20 protein-coding genes and 1 pseudogene are annotated in these 19262 nt (G+C 38.1%); 10 read left to right on the top strand and 11 right to left on the bottom strand.

Annotated elements, in window-relative coordinates; genetic code table 11:
- Positions 1-81: 81 nt before the first annotated feature.
- Positions 82-525 (bottom strand): type II toxin-antitoxin system VapC family toxin, encoded by a 444-nt coding sequence (locus tag PN450_RS23450; protein ID WP_271837720.1) that lies wholly within the window; start codon positions 523-525, stop codon positions 82-84.
- A 3-nt stretch (positions 526-528) separates the two neighbouring features.
- Positions 529-825, bottom strand: coding sequence for a hypothetical protein (locus tag PN450_RS23445; RefSeq protein WP_148765803.1), 297 nt, complete (start codon positions 823-825; stop codon positions 529-531).
- A gap of 734 nt (positions 826-1559) precedes the next feature.
- Here PN450_RS23445 and PN450_RS23440 point away from each other — a divergent pair.
- Entirely contained in the window at positions 1560-2018 is a 459-nt protein-coding gene (locus PN450_RS23440) for a phosphate-starvation-inducible PsiE family protein (protein ID WP_213717982.1), read from the top strand.
- Positions 2019-2207: 189 nt separating this feature from the next.
- Positions 2208-3557: a PrsW family glutamic-type intramembrane protease gene (locus PN450_RS23435; protein WP_168651835.1), complete on the top strand. Its 1350-nt coding sequence runs from the start codon at positions 2208-2210 to the stop codon at positions 3555-3557.
- 37 nt (positions 3558-3594) lie between these two features.
- Here the strand turns inward: PN450_RS23435 and PN450_RS23430 are convergent, their stop codons facing one another.
- Positions 3595-4227 (bottom strand): hypothetical protein, encoded by a 633-nt coding sequence (locus PN450_RS23430; protein ID WP_271837719.1) that lies wholly within the window; start codon positions 4225-4227, stop codon positions 3595-3597.
- Positions 4228-4376: 149 nt separating this feature from the next.
- Complete coding sequence (locus tag PN450_RS23425) at positions 4377-5996, bottom strand: CHAT domain-containing protein (protein ID WP_271837723.1); 1620 nt, start codon at positions 5994-5996, stop codon at positions 4377-4379.
- Between the two features lie 105 nt (positions 5997-6101).
- Between PN450_RS23425 and PN450_RS23420 the strand changes: the two genes are divergently transcribed.
- On the top strand, positions 6102-6245 hold the full coding sequence (locus tag PN450_RS23420) for a hypothetical protein (RefSeq protein ID WP_271837718.1): 144 nt from the start codon (positions 6102-6104) through the stop codon (positions 6243-6245).
- On the opposite strand, the gene PN450_RS23415 is transcribed toward PN450_RS23420, so the two are convergent.
- A complete protein-coding gene (locus PN450_RS23415; RefSeq protein WP_271837717.1) occupies positions 6219-8384 on the bottom strand; it encodes a PP2C family protein-serine/threonine phosphatase in 2166 nt (721 codons plus the stop codon). The genes PN450_RS23420 and PN450_RS23415 overlap by 27 nt on opposite strands.
- A 213-nt stretch (positions 8385-8597) precedes the next feature.
- Positions 8598-8954, bottom strand: a complete 357-nt coding sequence (ndhM, locus tag PN450_RS23410) for an NAD(P)H-quinone oxidoreductase subunit M (protein ID WP_041457849.1) — start codon at positions 8952-8954, stop codon at positions 8598-8600.
- A gap of 736 nt (positions 8955-9690) precedes the next feature.
- Between ndhM and PN450_RS23405 the strand changes: the two genes are divergently transcribed.
- The gene (locus PN450_RS23405; protein ID WP_213711316.1) at positions 9691-9972 is read left to right on the top strand and encodes an Npun_R1517 family heterocyst differentiation transcriptional regulator; all 282 of its coding nucleotides are present in this window, start codon (positions 9691-9693) and stop codon (positions 9970-9972) included.
- Between the two features lie 265 nt (positions 9973-10237).
- On the opposite strand, the gene PN450_RS23400 is transcribed toward PN450_RS23405, so the two are convergent.
- Complete coding sequence (locus PN450_RS23400; protein ID WP_213711317.1) at positions 10238-10933, bottom strand: response regulator transcription factor; 696 nt, start codon at positions 10931-10933, stop codon at positions 10238-10240.
- A 221-nt stretch (positions 10934-11154) separates the two neighbouring features.
- On the opposite strand from PN450_RS23400, the pseudogene cobA reads away from it, so the two are divergent.
- From cobA to PN450_RS23375, 5 genes and pseudogenes are all read left to right on the top strand, one after another.
- A pseudogene (gene cobA / locus PN450_RS23395) lies at positions 11155-11871 on the top strand (uroporphyrinogen-III C-methyltransferase); the annotation flags it as partial.
- A gap of 171 nt (positions 11872-12042) precedes the next feature.
- Positions 12043-12849, top strand: a complete 807-nt coding sequence (locus PN450_RS23390) for a uroporphyrinogen-III synthase (protein WP_334311508.1) — start codon at positions 12043-12045, stop codon at positions 12847-12849.
- Complete coding sequence (gene coaE, locus PN450_RS23385) at positions 12846-13454, top strand: dephospho-CoA kinase (RefSeq protein WP_271837716.1); 609 nt, start codon at positions 12846-12848, stop codon at positions 13452-13454. The genes PN450_RS23390 and coaE overlap by 4 nt, the downstream gene beginning before the upstream one ends.
- 98 nt (positions 13455-13552) lie before the next feature.
- Positions 13553-13843, top strand: coding sequence for a type II toxin-antitoxin system Phd/YefM family antitoxin (locus PN450_RS23380; protein WP_168499821.1), 291 nt, complete (start codon positions 13553-13555; stop codon positions 13841-13843).
- Positions 13827-14114 carry a type II toxin-antitoxin system RelE/ParE family toxin gene (locus PN450_RS23375; RefSeq protein WP_271837715.1) on the top strand — a complete coding sequence of 96 codons (288 nt, stop codon included), beginning with the start codon at positions 13827-13829 and terminating at the stop codon, positions 14112-14114. The genes PN450_RS23380 and PN450_RS23375 overlap by 17 nt, the downstream gene beginning before the upstream one ends.
- On the opposite strand, the gene PN450_RS23370 is transcribed toward PN450_RS23375, so the two are convergent.
- The 3 genes from PN450_RS23370 to PN450_RS23360 form a co-directional block, all read right to left on the bottom strand.
- Positions 14105-14338: a hypothetical protein gene (locus PN450_RS23370; protein ID WP_271837714.1), complete on the bottom strand. Its 234-nt coding sequence runs from the start codon at positions 14336-14338 to the stop codon at positions 14105-14107. The two genes, PN450_RS23375 and PN450_RS23370, sit on opposite strands and share 10 nt — an antisense overlap.
- Before the next feature lie 86 nt (positions 14339-14424).
- Positions 14425-15936: an anthranilate synthase component I gene (gene trpE / locus PN450_RS23365; protein ID WP_148765829.1), complete on the bottom strand. Its 1512-nt coding sequence runs from the start codon at positions 15934-15936 to the stop codon at positions 14425-14427.
- 222 nt (positions 15937-16158) lie between these two features.
- Positions 16159-16575, bottom strand: a complete 417-nt coding sequence (locus tag PN450_RS23360) for a photosystem I reaction center subunit II PsaD (protein ID WP_015079642.1) — start codon at positions 16573-16575, stop codon at positions 16159-16161.
- Between the two features lie 200 nt (positions 16576-16775).
- On the opposite strand from PN450_RS23360, the gene PN450_RS23355 reads away from it, so the two are divergent.
- On the top strand, positions 16776-16898 hold the full coding sequence (locus PN450_RS23355; RefSeq protein ID WP_271837713.1) for a hypothetical protein: 123 nt from the start codon (positions 16776-16778) through the stop codon (positions 16896-16898).
- Here PN450_RS23355 and PN450_RS23350 read toward each other — a convergent pair.
- Entirely contained in the window at positions 16867-18855 is a 1989-nt protein-coding gene (locus tag PN450_RS23350) for a DICT sensory domain-containing protein (RefSeq protein WP_271837712.1), read from the bottom strand. The two genes, PN450_RS23355 and PN450_RS23350, sit on opposite strands and share 32 nt — an antisense overlap.
- Positions 18856-19262: the final 407 nt, after the last annotated feature.

Here is a 19262-nt window from a genome sequence, read left to right as displayed (position 1 = left end):
TCGGTAATTTCGGATTTTTGAATACCTGTGAGGATAATTTTGATACAAAATCGTCGAAATCTTAGGTGGCGATCGCTAATATCAAATCCCCAAACGACCATTTTTCGTTGTGTGACAGTTTAGGGTGCGGAAGGTGGGTTCTAAACTTAATCCTTCAACTCTCAATAAATCACTATCATTAGAAACAAGAATAAAATCTTTAATAATAGCAGTTGCAGCAATTAAAATATCCTCTGTTTGGATTGGTAATCCTCTTAACCTGAGATTTGCATGAATTTCTGCCGCTTTTTCTAAAATCGCTAAATCATCCAAGAAAATGATTTCAAAATCCCTACAAAAATCATCAAATCTTTCTAATTGTTTACTTGCTTTTACTGCAAACAAACCTCTTTTAACCTCAAAATAAGTAATGCAACTAATAGATATTAATTCTTCTTGTGAACGTAATTCTTCTAATCTTTCCTTAATTATGAGATTATTTTTGATAGCAAAAGAAACTATGTTGGTATCTAATAAATAAGTCATTTTTTATTTCCTTTTAACTGCTTCGTCAAAAATAGCTATTTGTTCAGGAGTTAAATCATCTAACAATCCTGACAGCATTTCTACAGACAAAATACCGCTACAACGTTTTTTTAAGTCTTGATCTTCCATAATATTAAACTCCTCAATAGATAAATTTTTCTGAAATATGTTACATAAATGCTGAATCATTTCCTCATCATTCAGTTCTTCTTTAAACAAAGGACGTTCTTCCATTAAAATAGCCACAATTTTCTCAATTCTGCTGATCATGGATTCTTGTTGAAGTTCTGTTGATAACATAATATTTCCTCCAGAAAAATGTAAATGATATTCAGGTATGTTATTTATTGTAGCATTTTTTAGTTTTGTGATGTCTGTTTATTACTCCAGTGTTAATTTTTGAGTAATAGATTGTGTCAGATTTTGAATTTAATTGTTTTATGATTAAGTTTTGTATATGATGCAGTTTAATCATTAGTATACTGTACAGGCGCACAATTTTGGAACATTGAGATTCATCTACGTAATGCTGCTACTTTAGGTATTGTTGATAATCAGTGGCTAGAAATGCGATCGCAGTGATCGCCAAAGGCATCACGTCGTGGTAAAACTAAGTTTCCATTTAGTCTTGACAATGGTAAGCTTTTAACTATATTCATAAATGAGGAATTCACAATTTAACCTATAGTTAATCATCAATAGTTATGATTATTTTTTTAGATACCTCAATTCTTAAATCATGATCAGGATTAATTTTAAAATACAAGTGATAAACTATAGGAACTGTCAATGATATTTGATAGTTTGCGTGGCGTAGCCATAAAAATTCAAGTATTATCCGGTGGGTAATGCCCACCCTACGGATATTTCCAAAATCAAATATCAGTCCTATATTACTTTGAAAAGCACTTTCTTAAACTGCAAAGTTTGTGAAAAGAGAAAATATATTATGCTTTTTTATCCTTGAGATTTATCTACAGGATTTTTGTTTTATCTTCGTAATTTCCAAATTAATTTTAATCAAGGAGGATCAAATGAGAAAATTCATTAAAAGCTTTCTAGAACTTACCAGTGATAAAAGCTTCATGCACATGATTGAAGTTATTGAGGTAATAGTTGCAAAATTACTATCTCTACTTATGGTAATAGTAATTCTTGCAACACTTGGTGATTTAGCAATATTTATTTTTAAGGAAATACTTTCTCCACAAGAAGGTAGTTTTAGCAAGACATTGTTTCAAACTTTCGGTTTATTTCTCAATGTTTTAATTGCTTTAGAAATACTAGAAAATATTACTGGCTATCTCAAAAAGCACGTTTTACAAGTTGAACTAGTTATTGTTACTTCTTTAATTGCTATTGCCAGAAAAATTATTATTCTTGACCTGAAAGTTACTGAAGGTATCGAAATTATCGGTTTAGGTATTGCGATTCTTTCTTTATCAATTAGTTATTTGATAATTCGGAGTAATAATTCTCAAAAAGGGAATTAAATGCGGATTATTGCTATTAATCTATTATTTTTTTCAATTTTGTATTTTGAATGGGAGTAATGGTTAGAGAAGCTATGGTATATTCAGAGGTGGTGCGGCCGTGAATATGGCGAAAATTAACTCTACTACCACAAAATCTGATAGCGTGGCATCAGCCAGAGAATTTGTTTAGACACACTCAGTAACTCGATGACAGGCAAAAACGCAACACAGAATGCATTTCTGCGGTTGGTGTCCAGTAAGGTCGAAGTTTCCGAGTCAGCATCTCGCTACTCGTTGCTTCCTGGTAAAGAAATGGTAATTGGACGTGACCCCATCTGCCAAATTGTCTTGGATGCCATGATATACCGGATGGTATCTCGTCGTCATGCGGTAGTTCGTCCCCTTTCTTTAGTGACCAATAGCGGTTGTAGCTGGGTAATTTGTGATTTAAATAGCGCCAATGGCACTTTTTTAAATGGAGAACACTTAAAAGGATGTCAAGAATTACATTTAGGCGATCGCATTTCCCTTGGCGCTGATGGACCACAATTTATTTTTGAGTATGAAGTTATTGCTCAAAAAACGATAATTAATGTGAGTAAAGCGACAGTATTATCATCTATCAATAACCAAAGTCTGTCATCAAAGCAGGATTCTGTAAGCTTCACACAATTGTTTCCTATTATCTCTACTGGTAAGGATTTAACTCGCAAAGCCTACCTGATCCCAGGAATCCTCACGGTAGTTTTTGTGGTGTTAATGTTTGCTAGTGTGGGTCATCCTCAAGCCAATCAAGTAATTGTCGGATCTTATATCGCTTTTGCGGCTTACTACTTTGTTTATCAATTATGTGGTAAGTCTAAGCCTTGGTGGGTACTCATAGCTGCGGCACTGAGTACAATGTTAATTTTGCTGAGTCCTCTATTAGATTTATTCATCAAAGTATTCCGAGATATCTTACCTGGGACTTTAGATACGACATCTCCAGATGGTATTACCTTCACCGAATTATTCGTACGGATGTTTTTTGGGGCGGGGTTAATGGAGGAGTTGCTGAAAATACTACCAGTATTAGGGGCATATTGGATTGGAAATTCCTTACCTTCACCTTGGCGAGAACGGATTGGGGTTTGGGAACCCTTAGATGGCATTCTCCTGGGTACAGCTTCCGCTGTGGGCTTTACCTTACTAGAAACCCTTGGTCAATATGTCCCCTTAATTTCCCAAAATTCTGGTCAATCAGTGGGTTTACAGTTACTTATTCCCCGCATTTTAGGTTCTGTGGCTGGACACATGGCCTACAGTGGATACTTAGGCTATTTTGTTGGTTTGGCTGTGTTAAAACCCCTGAAAGGAAAGCAAATTCTCTCTGTGGGTTATTTGAGTGCTTCTGCACTTCACGCTTTATGGAATGCCACAGGTTCGATTAATGCTTTTTTCTTGGTGGTAGTTGGTGTTTTGTCCTATGCTTTTCTCATGGCAGCCATTCTCAAAGCCAGGGTATTATCACCAACAAGATCAAAAAACTTTGCAACCCGGTTTCTCGACCCAAAATAGCAGATAGCAGGGACAGGGAACAGAGTCAAAACTAAGTTTAAGAATCAGATTTTGAGAGATGTTGGAGGGCATAATCAGCGATCGCTAAAGTAATTTTTACTTGTTCTATTTCTGATAAATTTGCCCAATCTCGATGTTCAAAATCTCTAATTATAGATATCAATGTTTGTGGTTCACTACTTCGCATTGCATAGGCAAAAGGACGAGCTAAAACTAACAGATCATCCATTTCCCAACTGGGTAGTAAAGCCCGGACACATTCCACTAATTTCTCACTAGCTGATTTTTCAAGAATAGAAACTTCAGCAGCTTTTTGAGCAATTGCCGTGAGTAAAACTTCAGGCATAACCGAAAAAGCATTTTGCAAAGCTGACTGAAGATAATTAACTGTATTTTTACTAATGTTGTTATTTTCAATAACAGAAACTTGATCCCAAATTATATCTAAGTTTTGATAAAAATTATCGGCGCTGGTGATTAGTTCTGCGTCGGTGAAATCCTGCAAACCAAATTGTAGTTCTAGATGCTGAAAATAAGCTTCTGACGATTCATCAGCCAAATTCCAGGGATAAGTAGCATCTTCAGGTTCTAGTAGTGCTTCTATAAATTCTAAATCCAGATTCGATGGGACAATATTCACAATATTTAAATCCTTAGCTTGGTTTTTCATGTTCTTTTCCCTATTAATTCATTGTTCTTGTTGACAGCTACAACCTGAAGAATTGGATTTCCGTAAAATCATGGAAATAAACATCATCACCTGTTGCCATCAATAAATTTTAATCCAGCAGGTTGCAGGTAAATCAAATTCAACGGTTTTCAATCCTGACTCTTACTGCATTCTTCTGTGATAAATTCCCAAATGTCACCTTGAGAACTGCCAAACATTAACTGCATTCCCGATGTTAAAGCCACTTCTTCCCGCAGAATTTGTTGCCAACCATTGGGGCTTAAATACCAGGTAGTCCCATAGGTAGAGAAATCCTGTAGGTAATAAGTAATCATTGATGTAGTTTCATTGAGAGTATGCCGACATAAAATTTCCGCGTGCCGTTTAGAAATGTAAAGCTCGGGGATCACAATATCATTATCTTTCGTGCGACCGATGCGGGTAACACCAGGACGTAATAACCAAGTTTTCTCCCCTGGTGACAGTGATGGCTTTGCCCGCCCTAGGCATCGCAAATAAGCTGTATTCACCGGGGTAGCTATGCCAGAAATTTCCGGATCTGGTAGTTCTGTAACTCCTTCATCTACGCCTTTAATCAGTTCTCCATCAAAATCAGGATGGAGGTAGAGAACTGGTAAAGTCCAAGCTGGTTGATTGAATTTATACAGTGTCAACAGTTCTTGTCTAGCTGCTGCTACCGCCTCATCAATTAATTTACGCGATCGCAAATTAGCAGCAAAAGTTTGAATAAAACTATAACTTTCTGCATCAGCAATTTGATCACGCATTCCTAACACCGCTGGCACACCATGACGAATTAACACTTCTGCCAAACTACTAGCAGGGATAGCTTGGTGATTAGTTGCTGCTGGTTGCGCTCCCCAACAGGCGTTAAAAACTCCCAATTTTATCCCTGTCCGCGTTAAGACTTGAGCTAATTCTATCCCATTAATTTTGAGTTCATTTCCTAAAAATAATGAGCCTCCATCTGGATCTGGTAGTCCATGCCCGGCATAAAAAAACACATTATAAACTTTAGTTTCTAACTCTTGAATTAACTCTGTCTTCGTCGGTTGCACCAATGTCTTTACTGTACAAGGTGCATAACCAGCGGCAGTTTTGCCCACAGGACGACCTGCTAACAAGATTTTTTTCAGTAAAGATGCTTCCTGATCTAGTTGTAATTTATGATCATGTCCTAACACCAACAGAATATTTACAGCCCGGTCGGTTCGCAATTCTGGCAGAGGTTCAACTTCACGGATGGTGCGACTAAATAAAATATCCTGGGAAAGAGACATGGCTGATTGTCCGGCTTCTGGCTGCATAATTTCCCAAGGTAAAGCAATCAGATCAGGATCACGAATTTCTAACCGAAAGCGTAATTGAGTCTGTTGACCCATGGCCATCCCCCGACTCCGTTCCCAACTACTCAAAATCGCTCCATCAAATATCCATCGCCATAAATTGATGCCCAAGGATTGCATCAAACGACTACTATAGGGACTTGTATTTTGACCTTCAGCAGGTGAAATTACAGCTAAGGGTAAGCCATTAACTAATGGAGATGTTGAACCGGACGTAACATCTAATAGACTATGACCAGCAAACATTTGCTGCCAATCTCGCCAAACCTGATTAAGTTCAGCGGAGAAAACACAATCACGGAGAACATAACCACTGGGATATGGTGCTTGGACTACCCAAATGGCGAAGTGATCTGTGCCAGTATTCACTAGACGGGCGATCGCTATACTCGCCGAAGGCATTGCCAAATTCGGGCTGGACATGGATTGGTAGAAACTAAACGTTCAAAACACATATACAGATATTCTAGACAGAAGTAGCAAATTTAGTCATTAGTTAGTTGTCAGTTGTTAGTAGGGGCGAAGCATTTGGAAGATAAATTATCGGTCATTGCCAAAAATAGTTCTCCAAATGCTTCGCCCGTACAGTTGTTAGTTGTTAGTGGGAAAATTTATACCTGTCACCTATTGACAAGGACTAGGTTGACTTGATTGTAAAATAGAAATATCCTTCCCTAGATCTTGCAGTTCGGAAAAGTTAACTTGAACTATTTTAGAAGTTTCTAAGGCAGGATTGGATTTTTCACAGAGGCGCAAACGCACATCTGGATTATTTTCATTATTAGGATTAGTTTTTTTCTCTATAACTTGGAAAAAACTTTCAGCGGGAAAAGGTTGGTTATTTAAAGTTATGGAACTATTAGCTTGAATCACCCAATTAGGAGAGAGATTATCTAAAGTTCTTTGTATAGTTGAAGGTGGAGGCTGACTGGAAAAAGGAGTCGGAGAAGAAATTATTCTTGTTGGTGATTTGAATTGAAGTTTAAACCAATATCCCAATAAACCAGATAATAACGTTAATCCCAAAATAACAAACAACTGTAATGGTATTTGGGGAAGTTTGATAGTTTTATTTTCGGAAATAACTTGAGTTTTTTGATTATTAATAAAACTCTCACCATTGTGTGGATCATCTGATGAATATAATTCTGTGTCAGCTAAAAGATTAGAAATATCCGCTGTAATTCTTATATCTGGTTCAGAGTATTTGACATTGTAATGTATTAAGGCAATAGTAACATTATCATGTCCATTTTTAGTATTAGCAATTTCTATTAATCTTTGGGCAACATTTTCTATACTTGTTTTCCCAGAGAGGAGAGGCAATATTTCTGTTTCCCAAGATTCTTCTACTCGGTCAAAATCGCTCAAACCATCGGATGTGAGTAAGAAAACGGCATCTTCGTCAACAATAAAGCGTTGAGATGTGGGATGCAGTGAGGTACTTTTACTCATTCCCAAAGCCTGAACTAAGGAGCCAGAACCACTGTGTTGCAATGCTTCTCGGTAGAGAGCATAGCCCAAACGGACTTCACGGGACGCGACATCATCATCTAAAGTAACTTGATGACAACTATGGCGGGTAATCCAGTAGGCACGACTATCACCAACATGGGTAATATATATCTCATGGGCAATAGGCAAAGCCATGACAATAGTTGTTCCCATGCGTTGTCGTCCTTGACGATGTTCGCTATCATTACGCTGGCTGATTTTGTCATTGGCGGTTGCTACTGCTCGTTCTAAATCAGAAAGTAGCATGGAAGGATCTATGTTGTCTTTGGGAACTGAAGTAAGTTCTTTTATTTGTTGCTGAATGGTTTCAATTGCTAGGTTAGAAGCCACATTACCGCCCTCATGTCCACCAATACCATCACAAACAACTGCTAGGGCGTTATGCTGGGGTGGTTTAGTGATCAAAGTGTCGGCGGCAGGGTAACAAGCATCTTCGTTGCGTGGGCGGCTGGGGCCTGAGTCTGTTTTAGTATAGATTTTAATGGTGGTTGTTTGAGATTTTTCTAATTGGCTCAATCCTTGATCTAAAACTTTGATTAATTGTTCAGATGAGTTAATTTCCCCCTGAATTAGAAATTCACATACTTGTTGAATAAATGGGGCAATATTTGGTTTGGCATTTTTGAGCAGTTTCAGCCAAAATTCTCCCAATTGGGATAATGTTGGGGGGGTTTCTCCATCAAAACGCAATTCTAATAAGCGAATTAATACCCCTTCTACCCTTAATAGATAAGAGTCTAGAAGGCTAGATGCTACTCCTTCAATGCCTAGGGGCTGCCATAAATTAGCTAATTGCCACAGCCAATGAATTTGGCGGATTGATGAAGCTGCACTCCAAACAGTATCTAAACTACTACATAGATTTGCTTGAGTGATGGTTGCATCAGTTATTAATGGTGGTCTTTCTAATAGTAATATTTCTGTTTTGCTCTGCCCGTTACCTAAATTGAGAATTCCATAAACTTGTGGTATATGGAGACGATAGGGAATTAATTTCAGGTAAGGTCTAATTTTCTCTAAATCATCTAATTCAGGTATTTGGGGCAATAACCCAGGTTTAATATCTAAAAGTATGGATTTATTAATAACTAAATAGCGATTGCTCCCATCGCCTAAAATAGATCCGGGATGACCAAAGTTGAGATCATTGCCCACAGCCCACAAATAACGCTTAGGTAAAGGAGTGGAACACTGCTGGCAAAATTTGTGGGTGAGGGGATTAGCAGATTGACAATATTCATTTGGGCAGCAGAGCGTTACCGCATCATTTTCCATAGTTTTCCCACCGATCAACAATTGGCATTTTTTTCCAGAGTATTTCGTGTCATTAGTTGCTACCGCGCATATTTTTGGCAACCCACAGGCTCATTATAACTTTTATTGTTATGGGAATATGTAGCAATAGCAGAACTAATTCTCTACCTGTCATTAAAACTTGACATAGCTGGCGAATATAATTCGCCAAGACTAGGTAGATATGTATTCCGGTTATTGATTATTACTTACGGCAATTTGGGGTAATCCCATACTGTAGTTAGTAACCCGACTGGAGAGATTATAGCTAATTTCGCCTTTTTGAAGAAGCGATCGCAAATAATGCTCTAAGTCTGAACCAATACGGCGTAAGTTATAATCTGTTAGATCCGCGCCACTAGACGCTTCTACCAATTGATCAAACTGGCGATAAACTTTTTGCAGAGCATCTTCGTTCCAGTTAAATTCGTTATCTGGATCAATATCTAGTGTCAAAACTTGATTACTCGGAATCAGTTCATCTTTGTCCATTTCCGCCGCAAAAATGCGAACATGGCGGGTTGTGGACTTGAGCAGCATCAGGTTATCCATAAATTTGGGTGTAAGAATTTAGCTGAATTACACTGCAATTATTTTAACTGCTATGTTCGAGCTTACAGCAAAAATGACGGCGAAAGTCTAAAATTAGGACAGATGGGCGCAGTCAGAAGCAGGACTGGTGTTTGGGCTGTGATGTTAAGTTCGGATCTCATTTACCCGGAATGTGCCATATTCTTCTAAATTGATTCCGTCTCATGTATGTAATAATTCACAAAAAATTTTCTGATTTTTTGACTGATTCTGATTTTTTCTGATGTAAATGTACTCATCTTGTAGTGACTTCACTAGATTTTCTTCCAGTTAGTCAATTTTCCTACAGTTATAAATTGCATTTATCAAAGGAGCATCTTCAGTACAAATGCTTAATTGTTCTCATCCGAGAAAAGTAAAAAAAATAATATTTCTTGACGTTTTTAACAAGTTGATGTAAAAACCTTTAACAAGGTCTAATCAGTTCTTTACAAAAACTTCATGGTATGACATCTCAGAAATTGAATAATAGTTTATGGCTCGGATATGCCATAAATAGGAAAGAAACACCAAAAAATAGTAGAATCTAACTAAAAAAAACAGGGGGAGTAAAATAAGATGCCAGTTTTATGGATGAGAAAAAATTCTGATCTTGAAAAACTTTGGATTCACAAAAGTACAAAGAAAGTATAAGAAATTTTTCTGAAGATTTAGAACCCTACCCGGATGACCACTAACTAAAGGAATCCTCAAAACTATGAACTCTAAAGCATTACCACGCCAAATAAATAATCCAGAAGTAGGTGTTTATGAGTGTGAAATTCACCTCAAATTCCGCCTGATTGAGGAAAAGAGTCTATTAAGTGATCGTGAGCAACTGTTACAAGTATTACTAGAGGCTTTAACTGAAGGATCTGATGATTTTTTAGAAACCTTACAAGCATCTGTAAAAGCTCAGGAGATTTCGGAGTTTAAAGCCTCCCCACAAATGCGTCGCCAAATGATGCGTTTACGCAATTTCGCTGATACTATTCAATAGTTATTGGTGTAATTTTTGATAGTGACCAGTCTAATTCAGATTTTTCAATATTGAGTTGGAAAAGTTAGCCTTTACCTGTTTTTCTTAATAATGAGTTCGCTTGTAAACGTAAAATTACGTCTACAATATTTGCGTCTCAATGCTGGCAAGCTAGGAAAATTACAAGTAAAAATGTCTGACATTGTGTTACTATCTCGGCAGCAAAATTATCCAGGTGCACTTTACCATTTTTTTACCAAGTAACTCTCATCATAAGTAGAGTAGTTTACTTTGCTAGACCATGTTCTAAAGCAAAACGAACCAACTCTGTGCGGCTATTAGTACCAGTTTTACTAAATAGACGACTCACATATTTTTCGACATTGCGGACGCTGGTTTCCAAGCGCCGGGCAATTTCTTTATTCATTAATCCTTCTGCTACCAAATTTAAAACACTTTGCTCTCTAGGAGTCAAATCTATTTTAAACGGGGCTGGCGTTTGGGATATGGCACTCCGATGAGTTAATAGTATTCTAATTTGAGCGATTTGATTAGCCAAATCGGCAAGATTTGGAGTTTCGCTGTTTTCCCCGGTTGAGGGAGTTTGGGCGCTGCGACGCGCTAGTAAGTTTTCAACTATGGCGACTAATTCATCAGGATCGAATGGTTTGGGTAAATACGCATCAACACCTGCATGATAGCCTTGAATGCGATCGCCTGTCATCCCTTTAGCAGTTAAAAATACCACTGGTAGAGCCTGAAAACGGGGGTCATCCCGCATTTGCTTGAGGAATTGATAGCCATCTACCTGGGGCATCATAATATCAGAAATGACCAAATCAGCGGTGTTTGCTTGCATCCAGTCCCAACCTTCACGGGCATTACTGGCAGTTTGAACCCTAAAACCGCTTTCTTGTAAGTATTCTTTGACGGCTTCCCGCAATCCCGGTTCGTCATCTACCAGTAATAATTGTGCTGACATTGAAAATTCCTATTAGGTGTACCTTAATCTAATCTAGCGAAATTTGGTGAGTATTGACTACTAGGGCAGAGGAAATCCATTAATTCATCCGTCTTTATCTGCGTTTATCTGCGTTTATCTGCGGTCAATAATTCTTAAAATCTGATTCTATTCTCATCCTAACTTAGTATTATATATCGTATCAAAACCCAATGGTAAATTATTAAAAGTCAACAATAAATATGATTAAAGAAATAGGTAAAGTTTACCTTGTTGGTGCCGGTCCTGGAGATGTAGAATACTTAACCGTTAAAGCCTATCGGCTGTTAGCATCTGCTGAAGTGTTGGTGTACGATGCTTTAGTTGATAGTCAATTATTAGATTGTGTCCCTGTTGATTGCTTAAAAATAGATGTTGGTAAACGTGGAGGTAAACCTAGCACTTCCCAAAATGAAATCAACGATTTATTAGTAAAACATTGTTTAGAAAAGAAACAAGTTATTAGACTAAAATCGGGAGATCCTTTGATATTTGGGCGCTGTATTTTAGAAATTACAGCTTTAAAAAATGCAGGTTGTGAATTTGAAATCATTCCCGGAATTTCTTCCGCATTAGCTGCACCATTATTAGCTGGAATTCCGCTTACAGATAACGTTCTTAGTCGTTGTTTTGCAGTTTGTACAGCCCATGAACCAGAAAGTTTAAATTGGGAAGCATTAGCAAGTTTAGAAACCTTAGTAATTTTGATGGGAGGAAAAAATTTACCAGAAATAATCCATCAACTGATAAAATATAGAAAATCCCATTCTACACCAATTGCTATTATCCGTTGGGCTGGAACACCTAGTCAAGAAGTCTGGACAGGAGAACTGGGAAATATTCTCGAACAAACCACTGGTTTATCTCTCTCTCCCGCAGTTATAGTCATTGGTGAAGTTGTGCGATTACGCGATTACCTGTAAAAGATTTCCATTTGTAAAATTGTAGGTTGGGTAGAACGAAGTGAAACCCAACTAACTCTAGGAAATGTTGGGGTACAGGAAATGTTGGGGTACAGGAAATGTTGGGTTTCCTTGCGTCAACCCAACCTACGGATACTCTTTTGCGCGAAACCAAAAATTATTAAGTGAATGTCAACCGTGAATTACAATCTTTCTCCTTTAACTGGGAAAACCATTTTAGTTACCCGTTCTGTGGGACAATCCCATCAATTTAGCGATCGCTTAACCTCCGCAGGTGCTAATGTGATAGAAATGCCAGCTTTAGAAATTGGACCCCCTAGCAGTTGGTCAGCTTTAGATCAGGCAATTTTGCATTTATCAACTTTTAATTGGCTAATTCTCACTTCTAGTAATGGTGTAGAATACTTTTTTGAGCGATTAGAAAAATCCGGTCAAGATAAAAATGCTTTATCAGGTGTGAAAATTGCCGTTGTTGGGGAAAAAACAGCCCAAAGTTTACAAAAACAAAATATCCAAGCTGATTTTATTCCTCCTAACTTTGTGGCTGATTCTTTGGTGGAAAACTTTCCCGAATCACTAACAGGTAAAAAGATATTATTTCCTAGAGTTGAAAGTGGTGGAAGAGAAGTATTAGTAAAGGAATTAACAGCCAAAGGTGCAGCAGTAATTGAAGTTCCCGCTTATGAATCTTGCTGTCCTCAAAGTATCCCGGCTGCGGCTGAATATGCTTTAGTTAATAATACTGTAGATATTATTACCTTTGCCAGTTCTAAAACAGTGCTATTTTTCTCGCAATTAACAGCGCATATATTTACCTACAATCCCGAAAATTTAGCCAGAGTTTGCATAGCTTCCATTGGTCCCCAAACTTCAAAAACCTGTCAAAGTGTATTTGGGAGAGTAGATATTGAAGCAGAAGAATATACTTTAGAAGGTTTAACAAATGCCATAATTAAATTTTCTAATAACCAATGACTAAGAATTTAATTGGTTTAACTGGTGGAATTGCGACGGGTAAAAGTACAGTTGCTAATTATTTAGCTAAAACTTACAATTTACCGATTTTAGATGCAGATATTTATGCGAGAGACGCGGTATCTGTCGGTTCTCCTATTTTGTCAGAAATTGCCGAAAAATATGGTACAGAAATCATATTAAGTGATGGTAATTTAAATAGAGCTAAATTAGGAGAAATTATTTTTAATCAACCGGAAGAACGTTGTTGGGTAGAAGGGGTAATTCATCCTTATGTGAGAAATTGTTTTGATAAAGCTATTAATGAATCATCTGCAAATACTTTAATTTTAGTGATTCCTTTATTATTTGAAGCTAATTTAGAAAATCTAGTTAATCAAATTTGGGTGGTATCTTGTTCCTCACAACAGCAAAAAGAGAGATTAATAGAACGGAATAATTTAACACCAGAACAAGCAGCAGCGAGAATTAATAGTCAATTACCTATTGCTGAAAAAATTGCTCGTGCTGATGTGGTTTTAGATAATTCTGCTAATTTAGAATCGCTTTTACAACAGATAGATAAAGTTTTGTTGCAAAATTCAACACTTTTAGAAATAAAATAATTGATATATTCTTGCTTATGGATTGATGGAATATCAATAATTTTGACGTTTTTGTGATAACATTAAATTAGACGCAAATTTAGTGCGGAGTAATTCTCATGATTAATTTAAGTCGAGATATTCAGTCACTCTCAACCTTTAAACGCAATACGAATGAACTGATTAGTCAGATGAAAGAAACTGGAAATCCTATAGTTTTAACAGTTAACGGGAAAGCAGAATTAGTGGTACAAGATGCTGTTGCTTATCAACAATTACTTGATACTTTGGAAAAGTTAGAAACTCTCATCGGTATAAAGAAAGGATTGGAAGATATAGCAACAGGTAATACACAATCTCTCAATCAGTTTATTGAAGAAATGCACCAAAAACATGGAATTTCAGGTTAAATTAACTGGTAATGCCAAACTAGAAATAGAAGCTGCATATCTTTGGCTAAAACAAAATAATCCTGATTATGCGGATCAATGGTTTAGGGATTTAATGGATACTATTGCTACTTTGCAAGATAAACCTAAACGTTGCGCTTTTGCTAGAGAAAATGATGATTTTTCTGAAGAAATAAGACAACTTTTATATGGGAAAAGAAGAAATAAATATCGTGTAATTTTTACTGTTGAAGGGGATATTGTCTATATTCTCTATGTTCGTCATAGTTGAGCTACTAACATCGCATTGATGTGAGTGAAAACTCTATCTAACTCTCCAATAGCTTCCAATTCTATAACTTCTTCTGAAGTCAGTAAATCAGCTTTTTTTCTCTCCAAAAGTTCTTCCATTCGCTTCTGGAGTTCATCAGTAAATTTAAATAAATTGAATTTATCTACTTTTTCAACTTTAATCTCACCCAGTAAAGTTGAAGGTCTACTAATAGCTGGTATCATAGTTTAACTCCAGTATTGATCAGGAAAATCCAAACTCTTAAACTTTGCGTCTTTGCTCCTCAGCGTCTTTGCGCGAAAATAAATTCTCACCTTAAACAACGAATTGCTTCTAATAACCCTCTAGCTTTATTCAGAGTTTCTTCATATTCCTTTTCGGGGTCAGAATCAGCCACCAAACCTGCACCAGCTTGGACAGTTACCGTTTGATTATGTAATACCATAGTTCTGATAGCGATCGCACTATTCAATTGTCCTTCAAAATCATAATATCCATAGACACCTGAATACACACCTCGGCGACTTGGTTCTAACTCATTAATAATTTCCATCGCCCTGATTTTAGGCGCACCGCTAACTGTCCCAGCAGGAAAGCACGCTTTGAGTAAATCCCATGCAGTTTTACCCGGTGCTAACTTACCCACCACATTACTGACAATGTGCATCACATGAGAGTAGCGTTCAACGATCATTAATTCATCAACCTTCACACTACCACTGCTGCACACCCGCCCCAAATCATTGCGTCCTAAATCTACTAACATGACGTGTTCGGCGATTTCCTTGGGGTCTTGAAGTAAATCAGCGGCTAAAGCTGCATCTTCCTTTGTTGTCTTCCCTCTGGGTCGAGTTCCCGCAATGGGACGGACTGTGGCGATAATTTCCCCTTCATCATTGCATTCGGCTTTGACCATGACTTCGGGGCTAGAACCGATAATTTGCCAGTCTTGGAAGTTAAAATAAGCCATGTAAGGCGAAGGATTGATTTGCCGCAGAGAACGATATAATGCGAAGGGATTACCTGTATATTCTGTGGATAAGCGTTGTGAGATGACAACTTGGAAAATATCACCAGCTTTAATATGTGCTTTGGCTTTTTCCACACTGGCGCAAAATTCTGTCTGGGTAAAGTTGCTGGTATAGTCCTCTATGCCCGCTTTAGGCTTGTTTCCAGGGGCTGTCCAAGATATTCTGGTGTTTTCTGGTGATAGGGGCAAAGATAGCTTCCTGACCATTTCCTGAATGCGATCGCTCGCCTTTTGATATGCTACCTCTAAACCTGCTGGATCACGTAAATCTGCGTAGGCGATCGCCCAAATTTTCCGTTTTACCTGGTCAAAAATCAATAATTGGTCTACCTGCATCCATAATCCATCGGGGATATTGCGCTCATCTTGGGCATGAATTGGTACACGCGGTTCAATCCAATTTATTAATTCATAACCCCAAAACCCAAATAAACCACCAATTCCTGAAGGTAATTCTGGTAATTTTACTGGGTGATAAGGTGCTAAACATTCAGATAAAACTGTAAACGGATCACCTATAAAAACCTGTTGATCACCATTTCGATGGGTTTGGGTTGTTTTATCACCCCTAGCTTCCAAAATCCACAAAGGATCACAACCTAAGAAACTATAACGCCCTACAGTTTCCCCACCTTCCACCGATTCCAGCAAAAAGCTGTAAGGTTGATCTGCACAAACTTTATACCAAGCGGATACAGGTGTATCTAAGTCGGCTATCCATTCCTGATACACTGGCACGAAATTACCTTGGACAGCAAGCTTTTGAAACTGGTCGAAATCGGGGAAAATCATAAATAATTAAAAATTGACAATTAAAAATTAAAAATTAACAACGAGCTTTTAGTCATGGGTAAGGGGGCAAAATTTTTCTTTTTTCCCTATTACCCATTACCCACTACATAACGATTAGTTGACAACGGCGTAAATCAACCAACAATTAAAAATCACACAAAAAGCTAGTTATTTCTGCTTTTTTAATTTTTAATTGTTAATTTTTAATTCCGCCCTGCGGTACTAAGCGTCGTGAGTAGCTTTACCGCTGAATTTGATTTGTGCAGGGTTGGGGTTTTGACCGATTCTGCGGGGTACGTGACGCACCATAGAACGTCCAGCATTTACTTTTTCAGGGAAAACGCCATCAGCAGGGTGAATCATGGTAGTTTCGCCGCCGGGGAGAATGCGGTAAACTTTGTAGTCGGTGATTTTGAATTTGCGAAGTTGCGCGCCTAAAGCAATACCGTACTCTTTGCGAGCAATGTAAAGTAGGTTTTCGCCTTTTACCATTTTAGCAGCGCCACCTGTGGGCATTTCAAAGACTTGCTCTTTAGGGCTAGTCCAGGTGATAGCGTACTTTTCTTCTACATCAGCTTTTGTGAGTAGTCCGCCAGTGCTGCCACCAAAGATTGGGGTTTTTCCAGTCAAAGTTGCCATAAACTGTCTCTTGTAGGTTTTTACGGCATACTAACATTGGAACTCGACTTATGTTGCGATCGCGTTATAGACTGTAACAGTTTTTAGTAATTAGTTGGTGGTTAGTTGTCAGTTGTCAGTAGGGGCGAAGCATTTGGAAGATAAATTATCGGTCATTGCCAAAAATAGTTCCCCAAATGCTTCGCCCGTACAGTTGTCAGTTGTCAGTAGGGGCGAAGCATTTGGAAGATAAATTATCGGTCATTGCCAAAAATAGTTCTCCAAATGCTTCGCCCGTACAGTGGTTAGTTGTTAATTATTTTCCTGGCTGCCTTGGACGATAGGAATTGTAAAATGAAATTGACTGCCTTGATCTTTACCTGTGGATTCTGCCCAAATTTTTCCGTCCCAGCCGTTGACAATTTGGCGACAAATTGCTAAACCCAATCCAGTCCCACCGGTTGTTCGCCGTAATGCCCCTTCTTCCTGGTAGAAGCGGTCAAAAACGATTTCTAGGCGGTTGGGTTCAATTCCCCTTCCTGTGTCCGCTACGGTGACTTCTAGCATCTCCTGACTATTGCTAATGGCTTTAATAATAATTTGCCCAGAAGAGGGAGTAAATTTACAAGCATTATCTACAAGTTTGGCGATTACCTCCACTAACCAATCACCGTCAGCCCTGACTAAAGGTAGGTTGGCAGAAATTTGAGTTTTGATTTTTGGGATCTTTTCTTGACTGGAGCGCGTCCGTAAGCGACTGAGGGATAAATCTACACATTCTTGGATGGTTAATGATTCAGGATGCCATTCTACCCGACCACTTTCTAAGTTAGAAAGGGTTAAAAAGTCTTGTACCAGTTTCCGCATTCTTTCGGAGTCGGAAAGGGCTGTACTCAGCATTATTTGTTGCAATTCCCAAGGCATATCCGGTTCTGTAGCCAGGCTTTCTAAACAAACTTGAATGGTAGATAGGGGGGTGCGGAGTTCATGACCGGTAATGGCAATTAAGTTACTGCGGGTGCGGTCTAAGGCTTCTAGTTGTTGGTTGAGTTCTTCTAAATTAGCAAAAGATTCGGCTTGAATCAGGGCTGCACCAATTTGAGTAGCGATCGCCTTCACTAAGTCTAACTCCCCTGGTTGCCATTCATGGGGAGGAAAATGGCAATCGTGTAACTCCACAATTCCCAATAGTCGCCCTTGATATAATACGGGTTCGATTAACCAAGAACGCACGCTAAACTTCTTCACAATTGACGATAAGGCTGTTGATTTCTTTATTTTGGAGTCCCCCACGGTATCAGCTACACATACTCCCTCCTGTTGTCGTAGCACCTGCTGAAACAGGGGATTATTTTGTAACTCCCAACTTTGCCCTAGTACAGATGTAACATTAGAGTTCAAAAATTCATGTTCGATTATAGCTTTGGCATCTGTAGCTTGGGCGCGATAAATTAGACAACGACAGGCTTCTAAATGTTGTCCCAACTCCTGAGCCGCAACTTGGAGAATTTCTCGTGGATCAAGCGATCGCCTAATTGCTGTACTAATGGAATTTACCAACCGTTCTTTCCTTGCTTGAGCCGCAATCGCACGGTAAGCTTTATGCAGCTTATACTGACTAGCTTGCAGATATGTCACCAACCTCTGCACAAAAGGATCTGTATCAATATAATCTACATATTCATGATTAGAAATAACTTTTAACTTGTTTGTTGATTCCTTAATATTTAACCGCTGCTTCACTTCATCAACTTTATCCGCTAAATCTGGCCGATAAATCTCAATTCTATCTAATAACAATTGAGCGGCTTTTAAGCATACCCCTTTTTCCGATGTCCAAATCCCCTCAAATCTTCGCGCTGTATCCATATCCAAACTAGGAATCATCTCTGGGATATATTGATTTTTGGCCAGAGAACCCAGGCTTTCTCGACAGATTAAGCAAGTAGCATAGTTATCAGCAATTACTAGCAAATGCCATTCTTGCGCTAAAGCATCATCAGGCTCAAAAGCGACCTTTTCATAATATTCTGAGCTATTAGCAAACTCTGTTTCTGGTGCAGATAATACATATATTTGATTACTTTTTTCTGCAAGTCGCTGATAACGATGAGCTTCTTGCCGGTAAAATCGCTCTTGCTGGAAACTAGCAATGATCAAAGGACTGTCTAAATTGGCTGCTAAAACTTGATCTTCCATTGCATGGGAGAGAGCAGTTAGTGAAGCCTTAAAATATAACTGAGGTCGCAGATGGGGGAGTGAGTTTAGTAAATCACTCAGCACGGAAGTGGAAATACTCATTAGTCATTAGTCATTAGTCAGTGGTCAGTGGTCAGTAGTCAGTAGTCAGTGGTCATTAAACACATATTACTTATGATCTCCGTTCTATAAAACTTACCCAAAATTACCAAAGTCTAGACACATCTGGACAGCGATAATCTTAGTGTTTATTTCCTGCTTCATCGCGGTCTTAGAATGACTTCCAAGAGGTTTGCCCCTTATCTATTACCAGTCGCAAGAACATTTATCTATTTTTTTTAACCTTAATATAGGTTGGTTCGTACCTAATGTAGTCGGGGCAATGTATAAGCTTAACGAATTTGCTTGCATAATTTGGCATTTTGGAAATTCATATCCTTATTTTAGATTAGCCTAAAAAGACTGTTTATATTTGTCTTCCGTAAATCTAGGAATCTAGTTTTTGGTAA

This window comes from Dolichospermum lemmermannii CS-548 (genome assembly GCF_028330815.1).
In the GTDB taxonomy this organism is placed as follows: domain Bacteria; phylum Cyanobacteriota; class Cyanobacteriia; order Cyanobacteriales; family Nostocaceae; genus Dolichospermum; species Dolichospermum lemmermannii.
The sequence above is the reverse complement of the archived record's forward strand: the minus strand, read 5'-3'. Positions and strand labels throughout refer to the sequence as shown.